Source organism: Halomonas sp. BC1, from assembly GCF_002078135.1.
In the GTDB taxonomy this organism is placed as follows: Bacteria; Pseudomonadota; Gammaproteobacteria; order Pseudomonadales; family Halomonadaceae; genus Vreelandella; species Vreelandella stevensii.
In genome coordinates this window covers 74,365-87,768 of the sequence record NZ_LFGS01000008.1, presented here as the reverse complement: position 1 = coordinate 87,768, position 13,404 = coordinate 74,365, and the positions used below count along the sequence as shown (strand labels likewise).

Here is a 13,404-nt window from a genome sequence, read left to right as displayed (position 1 = left end):
AATTGGACACGAGCACGTTAGAATGCAGCTCTGAACAAGGGGGCGACATGGTTTCGACGCCGGTGACAAACCCTGCGGTGCATGCCGAGAGCGTGATGTATCTCGTAAATACCACATCACGAAAAATAGTCGCAAACGACGAAAACTACGCTCAAGGCGCGCTGGCAGCTTAAACCCTGCTAGCTTCTTGTCTGGCCCCAAAGTGATGTGCCTATTCATCACGGCGGGGATATGAGCTAAAGCTGATAGGACCGCGGTTGGTGGTGTCTTCTCGCCAACCGTCAAACTTTAGAAGGCTCGCGTGGCTGAATCCTGATCGTCGGAGTCAGACACGTTAAAGCAAATGACGAAATCTAAGCATGTAGAGCCAATGGGCGCGTGCTGGCGGACGCGGGTTCAATTCCCGCCGCCTCCACCAGACACCCCTACGAATCAAGCACCCTCGGGTGCTTTTTTCGTTTCTGGGCGCGGTGAAAGCGCCCAGAAACCATGGCGTTACGACACCAGCAGCCACTCGATCAGCCGGTGGTAGACCGGGATGCCCAGCATCACGTTGAGCGGGAACGTGATGCCCAGCGAGGCCAGCATGGCGAGGCCGATGTTGGCTTCTGGGATGGCGGCCCGCATGGCGGCCGGGGCCGCGATGTACGAGGCACTGGCGGCCAGGGCCGCGAGAATCACCACCGAACCAATCGGCAGGCCGACCAGCGCTCCCACGGCAATCCCCATCAGCGACAACACCATGGGCGTGACCAGCGCAAAGGTCACCAACCGCCAGTGATGCCAAGGCATTGGACGCAGCGTTTGGGCGGCAGTCAGGCCCATTTCGAGCAGGAACAGGGCCAACACGCCCTTGAAGGCACCGGTAAACAGATTGGTGACCTCTTCGCCCTGGAAGGGGCCGTAAAGCGCACCGATGACGACACCGCCCGCCAGCAGGATGACTCCACGGTTAGTGAGCGTTTCATGCCACAGTTTGCTGGTACTTTCCTTGACGGCTGCGCCCTGGTAGCGCCGGTACAGGGCAATGGCGATCATGATGGCGGGTAGCTCCATGGCCACCAGATAGAGGGTGACCTCGCTGCCCACGGCCAACTGGCGCGCCTCCACATACGCCAGTGCCACAGCGAAGGTACCTGCGCTCACCGAACCGTAGTGGGCGGCAATGCTGGCACTGTCCGCAGGCGATAGGCGTACCAACCGCCTGAGCACGGGCATCAGCATCAAGGGAATGACCGCAGACAGCAGCGCTACGCCCATCAGTTCGGGCACCAGCCCCCAGTGCAGATTGCCATGCAGCGCCATGCCCCCCTTGAGGCCAATGGTCAGCATCAGCAACAGGCTCAGCGTGTCGTAGGTGGCCTTGGGAACCTGAAGGTCGGACTTGACCGCGCCAGCCAACAGTCCAAGTAGAAAAAACATGACCACTATATCGGGCATCGCCGCTGCTCCATCGGATGAAAGTGGCCGCATTTTGCGATGTACACGGCAAGACAACTAATCATATATTGAATGCTCGGCATAGATGATTTTCTATACCCTGATTTTGACCTTCGATTTGACCTTCGTATAAAGGCTGTCTTCGTGAATATCCGCCATTTAACCTTTCGTCTGTTGCAAGTGTATGTCGCCGTGGTGCGCCATGGCTCGATCAGCGAGGCCGCCCGGCAGCTGCACCTGACACAACCCACCGTGTCGCAGCAGTTGAAGCGGCTGAGCGAGGCCATTGGCAGCCCGCTGCTGGAGCATCACTCTCAAGGGCTGACCATGACCGCCACGGGCCAGGCGCTTTATCAGGCCAGCCGTGACGTATTGGGGCGCTTCGATGATTTCGCGGACCAGCTCAGCGATTTGCAATATGGCAGCAAGGGGCGCTTCAGCATTGCCCTGGTGAACACGGCGCAATACGTGCTGCCGCGCCTGCTGGGCCCGTTCAGCCATGCGTTTCCCGATGTGGACGTCACCGTCAATATCGGCAATCGACGGCAGGTCCTGGCCCGCTTCGAGCGGCGCGAAGACGACTTGTATATCTTCAGCCACCCCCCTGCCCTGGCCCACGCCGTAGCGGCCCGCTTCATGCGCAACCCGCTGGTGGCCATTGCCGCCGCCCATCATCCGCTGGCCAGCCAGCCAAACGTAACCATGGAGCAACTGCTCGGCGAGCGCCTGCTGCTCCGCGAGCCCGGCTCGGCATCGCGCATGCTGCTGGAAAGCTGGCTACAGGAGCATGGCCTGACCATGCGCAAGACCCTGCAAATGGCCAGTAACGAAGCCATTCGCGTGGGCGTGGCCGCCGATATGGGGGTAGCGGTACTGTCGGAGCATGTGCTGCCCAGCGAACACTCGGAACTGGCTGTGCTGTCGGTCGATGGCTTGCCCATCGAAAGCCATTGGCAGTTCATCGTGCGCAACGACCAGCGTCTACCACCCGCCGCACAGCGCTTTCTACACTATGTGCATGAGCATCTGAGCCAGTGGATCGAGCCACGCTTCGTATGCAACGAATTAGGGCTTTTACTGGAGGCCTACCCCACCTTCCCGGTGCGCGAGTGAGCCATCAAGCAAGGACGTTGCAACCCTTTTCAATCCCGCTATGTTGACAACATGAGGTCTGATACCAGGTCGGGCCATTGAACAAGGAAGCGACACCATGCTGTATGGGCTGAGCCTGCTGGCAGGGATTGGGTTACTGTTTCTGGGCGGTGAAGCGCTCATTCGTGGAGCCGTCGCCAGTGCCCAACGCATGGGAGTTTCTCCGTTATTGACCGGGCTGGTAGTGGTGGGTTTTGGTACCTCCGCGCCCGAGCTGGTGGTGTCGATGGACGCAGCGCTTCGTCAACAGCCGGATATTGCCGTGGGCAATATCGTGGGCAGCAACATCGGCAACATCTTGCTGATTCTGGGCTTGTGTGCCGCCATCTGCCCCATGACCGTACAACCATTGGCACTGCGCCGGGATGGCGTCGTCGTCGTGGCGGCCAGCGTGCTGTTCATCGTGCTCTCATGGGGGGGAGCATTGGGGGAATGGCAGGCCTTGCTGCTGCTGGCCTCATTGGCCGCTTACCTGGTGTGGGCCTATCGTACCGAGCGCAATGTGCCGCAACCTGCCGGTGAGATGCACAGCGCTGAAGCCGAAGAAGTGTCAGCGGTCCCCACGTCTACCGGCATGATCGTCACGGCGCTGGTCGTGGGGCTAGGCATGCTGATTGGTGGCTCGCAGCTGCTGCTATACGGCGCCATCGGGCTGGCGCAGGCCGTGGGTATTTCGCAAGCGGTGATTGGCTTGACCATTGTCGCGGTGGGCACCTCACTACCGGAAATGGCGGTATCGGTCATTGCAGCCCTGCGCCGCCATGCCGACGTTGCCGTTGGCAACATCCTGGGCAGCAATATCTTTAACGTGCTGGGCATACTAGGCATTTCCGCCCTGCTGCAACCCCTGCCCATCGCCGCGCGCGTCGGTCAGTTCGACCAGTGGGTCATGCTGGGTTCGGCAAGCCTGTTGCTGCTGTTCCTGTATACCGGCATGCGCCTTTCACGCGGAGAAGGGGCGGCGCTGCTGGCGGGATATGGCGCTTATATTGCCCTGAGCTTCACGGTCTTCTAACGCAACGCTTCCGGCAGCTCGATGTTGGCCTCGTCGTAGTAGCGCAGCGCACCGGGGTGCAGGTCCACCGGCAGGTGGGCCAGCAGTTCAGCGGTCACACTGCCCCACCAGGGTGATGTCTCCGTTAACGCGGCCTGCTGCTCCCAGAATGTCTTGGTCAACCGGTAGGCCACGTCTTCATCCATGTGCACCGTGGCAAGCGCGAAGACTGGCGACGACGTGGTCACTACTCGCTTGTCGATGCCTGGGTAAGTACCGCCGGGAATGATCTGGCGTACGGCCCTGTGCGCTCGACCTGCTCATCGGTAAAACTGATTATGTAGACGTGACTGGACAACCCCTGCGAACCCTTCCACTTGACATCAACGATAGGAATGCTCAGGATAAATTTTTATTTTCAATTGAACGTTCAAAAAAAATCCTTGGTAATGGTTTGGGGTGATTTTCACGCTGCCTGACACGGCTAGTGTCATGAAACCCGTGTAACCTATGTGTCATTGTCACCTTCATGAGATGGCTGCATCACAGCCCTGACACTTTATGCCCCAACTCACCTTGCACGGCGCGACTTACGATATCGATGCCATTTTGTTCGACAAGGACGGTACGCTGCTCAATTTCGGCGACCTCTGGATTGGTTGGTTCGACCAACTGGTCACGACCCTTAACCAAGGCCTTCCCAAAGCACACGCGCTATCGCACCAAGCGCTCTATCCTAGGGTCGGCATCGATCCTGAGCAGCGCCTGTGGGACCCCACCGGCCCGTTGACCATTGGCTCATTGGACGATATTGCCACCATCGTCTCGCTTAGCCTGTTCGAGTCGGGCGTCGCCTGGAACGACGCTACTCAGCTGTCCCACGATGCCATCGCCCGCCTGGCCGACACGCTGGACTGGCCCAACTGCGTGACCCCCGTAAAGGGCCTGATGAACTTCGTAGCGCAGGCCCGGCAGGCAGGCATTTCTCTGGCCGTGGTCACCTCCGATGACGCCCACAACGCGCATTTGCATTTAAAGCTGCTCTCGCTGGCCGATGCGTTCTCTGTCGTGTTGGGGCATGATCAAGTGTCGCGCGGCAAGCCCTACCCGGAGATGGCGCTACTCGCCTGCGAACAGTTGGGCACGTCGCCGCAACGTACGCTGATCATCGGCGACTCCAATGGCGACATGGCCATGGGGCAAGCCGCCGGTCTACTGGCCGGCATCGGTATCTGCGCCGCTCCTCACCTGGACGGCTCCCATCTCACCCACGCGGATCACGTGATTCGTGACTATGACGAGTTGACTATCGCACGGCCTCATCATTAATCCATCAAGGGAACACACCATGCATCCAACACTCGAGTCTCTCACCCAGCAAGCAAAACGCGGCCAGCTGTCGCGCCGCGACTTCATGCGTCGCGCCATGGCTCTGGGCATTGCCGCGCCCTTTGCTGGCTCGCTGCTCTCCAGCCAGGTATTGGCCAGCACGGGCACTCCTCAACGCGGCGGTATTCTGCGCGCCGGTATGCAAGGCGGAGAGTCGACGGACAGCCTTGACCCGGCCAGCTGGACCAGCCAGGTGCAGCACTCCTTCGGGCAGTCCTGGGGGGAAGCCTTGACCAATGTTTCACCAGAAGGCGAGCTGGTACCCCGCCTTGCGGAAAGCATTGACTCTTCCTCGGATGCCAAGACCTGGGTCTTCAAGCTGCGCCGTGGCGTGCTGTTCCACGATGGCCAGGAGATGACCGCCGACGACGTCGTGGCCACGCTGGAGCGCCATTCGGACGAGAGCTCGCAGTCGGGTGCGCTGGGCATCATGCGCGGCATCGAGTCGATTCGCGCCACGGACACCTACGAAGTCACCATCGTCACGCTGGAACCCAATGCCGACCTGCCGTTTTTGCTTTCCGATTACCACCTGATGATTCAGCCGGGTGGTGGCAAGCAGGACCCGGCCGCTGGCATCGGCACCGGCCCCTACAAAGTGGTGGAGTTCCAGCCCGGCGTGCGTCAGATCGCCGAGCGTTTCGATGGTTACTGGAACCCGGACGAGTACGGCTTCGCCGACCAGATCGAGATCACCATCATCAACGACCCGACGGCGCGCATCTCGGCGCTGCAGAGCGGTCAGGTGCACATGATCAACCGGGTCGAGCCGCGGGTGGTGGACATGGTGCAGCGCCTGCCCAACATCGTGATCAACAACACTTCCGGGCGTGCTCAGTATGTCTTCCCCATGCACTGCGACACGGCGCCGTTCGATAACAACGACCTGCGACTGGCCCTGAAGTACGCCATCAACCGCGAAGACATGGTCGAGCGTATCCTGCGCGGGTATGGCAGCGTGGGTAACGATTTCCCCATCAACGCTGCTTACCCGCTGTTTCCCGACAGCATTCCCCAACGGGAATTCGACCCCGAGCGGGCCAGCTATCACTACAAGAAATCCGGCCACGACAGCCCCATCGTGCTGCGCACCTCCGACGTGGCCTTTCCCGGTGCCGTGGATGCCGCACAGCTGTTTCAGCAGAGCTGCGCCCAGGCGGGCATCAACATGGAAGTCCGCCGCGAGCCCAGCGACGGCTACTGGTCGGAAGTGTGGAACAAGCAGCCCTTCTGCGCCTCCTACTGGAGCGGCCGCCCCACCCAGGACCAGATGTACTCCACAGCGTACATTTCCAGCGCCGACTGGAACGACACCCGCTTCTTCCGCGAGGACTTCGATGCCCTGGCCCGCGAAGCACGCGGCGAACTGGATACAGACCGCCGCAGCGAGCTGTACCACGACATGGCCATGATCGTCCGCGACGAAGGCGGATTGATTCTGCCCATGTTCAATGACTACATCGAGGCCACTCTGGACAACGTGGGCGGCTGGTCAGCCAACCCGATGGGCGAAATGATGGCAGGCTTTGCGCTTTCGAAGTGCTGGTTGACGTCATAACCCGGAAGGCTGCCATGAACTCTTTTGTCCTTAAACTGATTGCCCAGCGCTTGGCGCTGGGCCTCTTGCTCCTGCTGGCCGTGTCGGTGCTGATTTTCGCGGGCACCGAGATGCTGCCCGGCGACGTGGCCCAGTCGATTCTGGGGCAAAGCGCCACGCCCCAGGCCGTCGACAACCTGCGCAGAGAACTGGGCCTCGACCAGCCCGCCTGGTCACGCTACATCGACTGGCTGGGCGGCATTCTGCAAGGCGATCTAGGCACTGCCCTGTCCAACCGTCAGGATATCGCCCAGTCTCTTTGGGGCCGCGCAGGCAACACGCTGTTTCTAGCCTTCTGGACAGCGATCGTTGCAGTGCCGCTGGCCATCCTGCTGGGGCTGGTCGCCGTGCGCTACCAGAGCCGCTGGCCGGACCGGGTGATTTCCGGCTCCACGCTGACCGCCATTTCCCTGCCGGAATTCTTTATCGGCTACCTGCTGATCTACCTGTTCGCCGTCCAGCTCAACTGGTTTCCCAGCGTCTCCACGGTGCATGGCGGCATGAGCCTGGGGGAACGGCTGCACGCCATCGCACTGCCTGCGGCCACGTTAACACTGGTGATTCTGGCCCACATGATGCGCATGACTCGGGCCGCCATTCTCAACGTGATGCAGTCGCCCTATATCGAAACCGCCGAGCTCAAGGGGCTGGGCTCGTTTCGCATCATTGCCCGCCACGCGTTTCCCAATGCCATCGCGCCGGTGGTCAATGTGGTGATGCTGAACCTCGCCTTCCTGATCGTCGGCGTGGTGGTGGTCGAGGTGATTTTTGTCTACCCAGGCATGGGGCAGTACTTGATCGACCACGTCTCGAAGCGCGATGTCCCGGTGGTCCAGGCGGTGGGACTGATCTTTGCGGCGGTGTACATCGGACTCAATATGCTGGCCGACATCATTGCCATCCTGACCAACCCACGCCTGCGTCATCCCAAATGACCGGCTGCTTGCCAGGCCACAGTGACCAGACAGGAACGTAACACCATGTCGAAACCCTTAACGCTGCTGAAGCGCATGCCCGTGACCGCGCTGGTCGGGCTGCTGCTGACCTTCAGCTTCTTGATCATGGCGATATTCGCCCCTTGGCTGGCGCCCTACAGCATGTCCGAGAGCGTCGGCGACATGTGGATGGGCCCGTCTGCCGAGTTTTTGCTGGGCACCGACAACCTGGGCCGCGACTTACTCTCGCGGCTGATCTACGGTGCCCGTACGACCATTACCATTGCCGCCCTGGCCACGGCGCTGGCCTTTTCGATTGGCTCGGTGCTGGGCATTCTGGCGGCCGTCTATGGCGGCTGGATAGACCAGCTGATTTCCCGAGGGGTCGATATCGTGATGTCGATTCCCACACTGATCTTTGCGCTGGTGATCCTGTCGGTCATGCCCAGCACCCTTCTCATGTTGATTCTGATCATGGGGGTGCTGGACTCCACGCGCGTGTTTCGTATCTCCCGCGCCGTGGCGGTCAACATCAACGTGATGGATTACGTGGAAGCCGCACGGCTACGCGGTGAAGGCAAACGCTGGATCGTCTTTCGCGAGATTCTGCCCAATGCGCTGACGCCCCTGGTGGCCGAGCTGGGCCTGCGGTTCATTTTTGCCGTGCTGTTCTTATCGTCGCTGTCGTTTCTGGGCCTGGGGGTACAGCCTCCGGAAGCCGACTGGGGCAGCATGGTGCGCGAAAACCGACAGGGCATCGTGTTCGGCGTTCCCGCCGCCCTGATTCCCGCCGCCGCCATTGCCGTGCTGGCGATTTCGGTCAATCTGGTGGCCGACTGGATCCTGCGCCACACCACCGACCTGAAAGGAGGCCGCAGTGGCTGATACGCTGTTAACGATTCGCAACCTGACCATCGATGCCACGGCCTACCCGCCCGGCGAGCCGCCCCAGGAGATCAACATCGTCAAAGGGGTCGACCTGACGCTGGAGCGCGGCAAGGTGCTGGGACTGATCGGCGAGTCCGGGGCAGGCAAGTCGACCATCGGCCTGTCGCCGGCTGGCTATGGCCGGGGCGGCATACGCCTGGGCGGCGAAGTCTGGGTCAACGGCCGCAACATTCTCGAAGGCTCGCCCAGGGCCCTGCGCCAGCTGCGTGGCAAGGAGGTGTGCTACGTGGCCCAGTCGGCCGCCGCCGCGTTCAATCCTGCCCATACGTTGATGGAACAGGTCATCGAGACCACCCTGCTCCACGGCCTGGCCAGCCGCAAGGAGGCCGAAGCGCGCGCCGTGGAGCTGTTCCGCCAACTGGGCCTTCCTGACCCGGAAAACTTTGGCAGCCGCTACCCGCATCAGGTCTCCGGCGGCCAGCTGCAGCGGGCCATGACGGCCATGGCGCTGTGTCCCGAGCCCGACCTGATCATTTTCGATGAGCCGACCACCGCGCTGGATGTGACGACCCAGATCGACGTTCTCGCCGCCATCAAGCATGCCATCAGCAAGACGGGAGTGGGCGCGCTGTATATCACCCACGACCTGGCCGTGGTGGCGCAAGTGGCGGACGACATCATGGTGCTGCGTCACGGCGCCATGGTGGAGTACGGCCCGACGCGGCAGATCATCGAGGCCCCTCAAGAGCCCTACACCCAGGCGCTGGTCTCGGTGCGCTCCATCGATCATGCGGCCAAGACGCCGGAAGAAACGCCGGTTCTGGCCATCGAGCAGGTCAGCGCCGCCTACAGCAACAGCGCAGGCAACGTGCTTCACGAGGTCAGCATGGCGGTCAGCCCTGGCCAGACGCTGGCCATCGTCGGGGAGTCCGGGTCGGGCAAATCGACCCTGGCTCGGGTGATCACCGGCCTGCTGCCGCCCAACCAGGGGCAGGTCAGCTTCCAGTCCCGGGCCCTGCCCAACACCCTGGGCGAGCGCGGCAAGGAGACGCTGCGTGAACTGCAGATGATCTACCAGATGGCCGATGTGGCCATGAACCCACGCCACACGGTGGAAACCATCATTGGCCGACCGCTGACGTTCTATTTCGGCCTGAAAGGCAAGGCGCGACGCCAGCGGGTCGTCGAACTGCTCGACGAGATCGAGCTGGGAGAAAGCTTCATCGACCGCTACCCCGCCGAGCTGTCCGGGGGGCAGAAACAGCGGGTCTGTATTGCCCGCGCCCTGGCGGCCAAACCCAAGCTGATCATCTGCGATGAAGTGACCAGCGCCCTCGACCCCTTGGTGGCCGACGGCATTCTCAAGCTGCTGCTGCGCCTGCAGGAAAGAGAGAACGTGGCGTATCTGTTCATTACCCACGACCTGGCCACCGTAAAAGCCATCGCCGACAGTATCGCGGTGATGCACCAGGGCAAGGTCGTCCGCTACGGACAGCGTGATGAGGTGCTCGCCCCGCCCTTCGACGACTACACCCAGACGCTGCTGGCGTCGGTGCCGCAAATGAAGCTGGGCTGGCTGGAAGAGGCCATGGCTACCCGCTAACGCGGGTTGCGCCGCTCACGTTTGCCCGTGGGCGAGTGAGTGGCGCAGGCCAGTCTTTACTCATGACACTGTTATGAGTGCTTTACTATTAGCGAAACGGATAATTTCAAAAAAAAGACGTAATCGCTTACGCCCTGTCGCTTTTCATTCGGTTTTATTCCGTATTGCAATGCAATATAGCTTGTTAAACTGGCGTGGCTTATTAACCCCTTTCTTCTCATCATTATAAGGATAAACACGCCATGTTGACGTTGCATCATGACCCTGGCCAGCCCCGATGGACTCGTGGCTGGCTTTTTTTGTTAGCGGCTTTGCTGCTACTGGCAAGCCCGGCCGCCTTCGCGGTGACCGGTGAGATCGACTTGACCAGTTCTGCCATTGGCTTTTTTGCCGTAACCATCTTCGTGCTGGCCTACGCGTTGGTCATGGCCGAAGAGAAGATCCACATGCGCAAGTCCAAGCCCGTGCTGGTGGCAGCAGGGGTGATATGGGGACTCATTGGCTGGGTGTACGTCCAGAACGGCATGTCGGAAACGTCGGAGTATGCGTTTCGGGTGACGCTGTTGGAGTTCACCGAGCTAATGCTGTTCCTGCTGGTCGCCATGACCTATATCAACGCCATGGAAGAGCGCCGCGTCTTTGATGCACTGCGCTCATGGATGCTGCGTAAAGGCTTCCATTACCGCACGCTATTCTGGTTGACGGGTGGTTTAGCCTTTATACTTTCGCCTATTGCCGACAACTTGACCACGGCACTTTTGATGTGCGCCGTTATTACTAAAGTGGCAGAAGGCGATAAACGCTTTATCAATTTGGCATGTATCAATATTGTGGTGGCTGCCAATGCAGGGGGCGCTTTTAGTCCCTTCGGCGATATCACCACGCTGATGGTCTGGCAGGCGGGTCTGATCCAGTTTCAGGAGTTCTTCATCCTGTTCATTCCCTCGCTGATCAACTTCCTGGTACCGGCCGTCATCATGAGCCTGTTCATCAAGAACCAGAAGCCCAACAGCGTCTATGAGGACGTGCAGCTCAAGCGCGGTGCCCGGCGCATCATTGCGCTGTTCTTGTTCACCATTGCCACTGCCGTCGCGTGCCATACGCTGCTCCATCTGCCGCCGGTATTGGGCATGATGACGGGCCTTGGGTACCTGCAGTTCTTTGGTTACTACCTGCGCAAAAGCCTGCCTCGCTCGCTGGAGCGCAAGCGCGAGCGCTATAGCCGCATGGGCGACAACAAAAAGCTGGAGCAACTGGGCGGCGTGGTGCCCTTCGACGTCTTCAACCGTGTGGCCCGCGCCGAGTGGGATACGCTGCTGTTCTTCTACGGGGTGGTCATGTGCGTGGGCGGGCTGGGCTTCATGGGTTACCTGGGGCTGCTCTCGGACGCGCTATATACCAACTGGGACGCCACCTGGGCGAATATCACGTTAGGCGTGGTCTCGGCGGTGGTGGATAACATCCCGGTGATGTTCGCCGTACTCACCATGCAGCCGGACATGTCACACGGCCATTGGCTGCTGATGACGCTGACCGCCGGGGTCGGGGGTAGCCTGCTGTCGATTGGCTCGGCGGCGGGCGTGGCCGTCATGGGTCAGGCACGCGGCTACTATACCTTCATGGGGCACCTGCGCTGGGCGCCGGTCATCTTGCTGGGCTACATTGCCAGCATTATCGCCCACCTGTGGCTCAACGCAGGCAGCTTTTCGGTATACGGCTGAGCGCTGACGGCGGCCACCGTTCTGACAACGCCCACCCCTCCATGGGGTGGGCGTTTTGCTGTGGTGGGCGTTTCACTGGAGTAAGCGTTTTGAGACGAAGGCTTGCGCGCGCTCGGCTAATAGGACTCGAACAGATACTCGATCGGTGTAGGACGACCAAACAGGTAGCCTTGATAACGGTAGCAGCCGTGCCCTTTCAGCCAGTCCAGCTGCTCTTTTTTCTCCACACCTCCAGCGACCACGGTCAGCCCGAGGCTGACCGCCAGAAGGATCGTGGTATCGACGATGGCGGCATCGGTCTTGTCGGTCAACAGCTCACGAATGAAAGACTGATCGATCTTCAGCTCATCCAGAGGCAGACGTTTCAAGTAGCTCAGGGAGGAGTAGCCGGTGCCGAAATCATCCAGCGCAAAGCGAATCCCCTGGGCCCTCAATTTGAGCATGGTGTTGCGCACTCGCGTGGGCTCTCGCATCAGCAGGCTTTCCGTTACTTCCAGCACCTGCCGCCCCGGCGGCGCCTGGGTTTCGGCCAGCAGGGCTTCCACGTTGCGCACGAACTCCGGCTGCTGGAACTGCACCGAGCTGACGTTCACAGAGACGGTCAGCGACGCGTAGGAAGGCTGATTCGACCACTTGGCCAACTGCTCGCATGCACATCGCAAGACCCAGTAGCCAATGGGCACGATCAAGCCATTTTCTTCGGCCAGCGGAATGAACGTGCCTGGCGACACCCAGCCGCGCTGGGGGTGGTACCAGCGCAACAGCGCTTCCACGCCGGTCGTCACTCCCTGGTGATCCACCTGTACCTGATAATGCAGCGCCAGTTCCTGACGCTGCAACGCTTGGTGCAGATCGCCTTCCAGGCTCGCCCGCTCCAATACGCTGGTCTGCATGTCCACATTGAAGAAACGCAGCGTATTGCCCCCGGATGATTTAGCCTGCTGCAGCGCCATGTCGGCCTGTTGCAACACCCCGTTCATGGGGTTGCCAGCGCCATCGAAAAGGGCGATCCCCACGCTGGCCGTGATCGGCAGCGCTCGGTCATTGCGCAACTGCGAAATGGTGTCCAGCAACTGCCGAGCCACGCGCTCGACGTAGGAAGCAGCGTCATGCTGCTGCTCGCCAAGCCGATTGATCAGAATCACGAACTCATCGCTGCTGAAGCGTGCCAAGATCGCATCCTGAGTCAACCGCTGCTGCAGGTTTTCTGCCACGTTGACGAGCAGCTGGTCGCCGCTGTCGTGGCCCTGTATGTCGTTGACCAGACGGAAATTGTCGAGGTCCACGATCAGCAGGGCGCTGTAGCCCCCAGAGGTGCTGTGAGTGGCTTCGGCCAGTGATTCGAGCAGCAGGCGACGATTGGGCAAACCGGCCAAGGCATCATAAAACGCCAGATGATGGGTACGCGACTGCATCTCCAGGTAATCGGTCAGCTCGGTGGAAATACCGCACAGGCTGGGCGCTTCTCCCGGAGACATGACCAGCGGCATTTTGACCGAAAGGAAGGTACGCACCCGCTCCTCTCCCTGCAGCACGTTGTGCTCTTCGACCGTTGTTTTCTGGCCTGTGGCCAGCACCTGGCGGTCCACTTCAGCCATTTCTGCAGCGCTGGCCGCATCGAAAAAAGCATCGTCCCCCCGACCGACGATCTGCTCGACAGGCCGGTCGAACAGATGGTCGGGTAG

The 13,404-nt window shown here is 60.6% G+C and carries 11 protein-coding genes and 1 other RNA gene; 9 read left to right on the top strand and 3 right to left on the bottom strand.

Annotated features, from left to right (window positions below; genetic code table 11):
• Positions 1 to 38: 38 nt before the first annotated feature.
• Positions 39 to 418, top strand: a transfer-messenger RNA (tmRNA) gene (ssrA, locus tag B7L72_RS07685).
• A gap of 77 nt (positions 419 to 495) precedes the next feature.
• On the opposite strand, the gene B7L72_RS07680 is transcribed toward ssrA, so the two are convergent.
• Positions 496 to 1,440 (bottom strand): sodium-dependent bicarbonate transport family permease, encoded by a 945-nt coding sequence (locus B7L72_RS07680; RefSeq protein ID WP_016915898.1) that lies wholly within the window; start codon positions 1,438 to 1,440, stop codon positions 496 to 498.
• Positions 1,441 to 1,584: 144 nt separating this feature from the next.
• Between B7L72_RS07680 and B7L72_RS07675 the strand changes: the two genes are divergently transcribed.
• Positions 1,585 to 2,553, top strand: a complete 969-nt coding sequence (locus B7L72_RS07675) for a LysR family transcriptional regulator (RefSeq protein WP_016915897.1) — start codon at positions 1,585 to 1,587, stop codon at positions 2,551 to 2,553.
• A 97-nt stretch (positions 2,554 to 2,650) separates the two neighbouring features.
• Positions 2,651 to 3,607, top strand: a complete 957-nt coding sequence (locus tag B7L72_RS07670; RefSeq protein WP_081193529.1) for a calcium/sodium antiporter — start codon at positions 2,651 to 2,653, stop codon at positions 3,605 to 3,607.
• On the opposite strand, the gene B7L72_RS07665 is transcribed toward B7L72_RS07670, so the two are convergent.
• The gene (locus tag B7L72_RS07665) at positions 3,604 to 3,873 is read right to left on the bottom strand and encodes a TAXI family TRAP transporter solute-binding subunit (RefSeq protein ID WP_254893781.1); all 270 of its coding nucleotides are present in this window, start codon (positions 3,871 to 3,873) and stop codon (positions 3,604 to 3,606) included. The two genes, B7L72_RS07670 and B7L72_RS07665, sit on opposite strands and share 4 nt — an antisense overlap.
• A 274-nt stretch (positions 3,874 to 4,147) precedes the next feature.
• On the opposite strand from B7L72_RS07665, the gene B7L72_RS07660 reads away from it, so the two are divergent.
• From B7L72_RS07660 to nhaD, 6 genes are all read left to right on the top strand, one after another.
• Positions 4,148 to 4,915, top strand: a complete 768-nt coding sequence (locus B7L72_RS07660; protein ID WP_081193525.1) for an HAD family hydrolase — start codon at positions 4,148 to 4,150, stop codon at positions 4,913 to 4,915.
• A 19-nt stretch (positions 4,916 to 4,934) separates the two neighbouring features.
• Positions 4,935 to 6,533 (top strand): ABC transporter substrate-binding protein, encoded by a 1,599-nt coding sequence (locus B7L72_RS07655; RefSeq protein WP_016915893.1) that lies wholly within the window; start codon positions 4,935 to 4,937, stop codon positions 6,531 to 6,533.
• A gap of 14 nt (positions 6,534 to 6,547) precedes the next feature.
• Positions 6,548 to 7,507 carry an ABC transporter permease gene (locus tag B7L72_RS07650; protein ID WP_016915892.1) on the top strand — a complete coding sequence of 320 codons (960 nt, stop codon included), beginning with the start codon at positions 6,548 to 6,550 and terminating at the stop codon, positions 7,505 to 7,507.
• Positions 7,508 to 7,552: 45 nt separating this feature from the next.
• On the top strand, positions 7,553 to 8,392 hold the full coding sequence (locus B7L72_RS07645; protein WP_100731973.1) for an ABC transporter permease: 840 nt from the start codon (positions 7,553 to 7,555) through the stop codon (positions 8,390 to 8,392).
• Positions 8,385 to 9,998 carry an ABC transporter ATP-binding protein gene (locus B7L72_RS07640; protein ID WP_081193523.1) on the top strand — a complete coding sequence of 538 codons (1,614 nt, stop codon included), beginning with the start codon at positions 8,385 to 8,387 and terminating at the stop codon, positions 9,996 to 9,998. Before B7L72_RS07645 ends, B7L72_RS07640 begins: the two co-directional genes overlap by 8 nt.
• Positions 9,999 to 10,240: 242 nt before the next feature.
• Entirely contained in the window at positions 10,241 to 11,719 is a 1,479-nt protein-coding gene (gene nhaD, locus B7L72_RS07635; RefSeq protein ID WP_081138028.1) for a sodium:proton antiporter NhaD, read from the top strand.
• A 116-nt stretch (positions 11,720 to 11,835) separates the two neighbouring features.
• Here the strand turns inward: nhaD and B7L72_RS07630 are convergent.
• The coding region (locus B7L72_RS07630; RefSeq protein WP_139788470.1) for a putative bifunctional diguanylate cyclase/phosphodiesterase at positions 11,836 to 13,404 on the bottom strand (1,569 nt) is incomplete at its 5' end.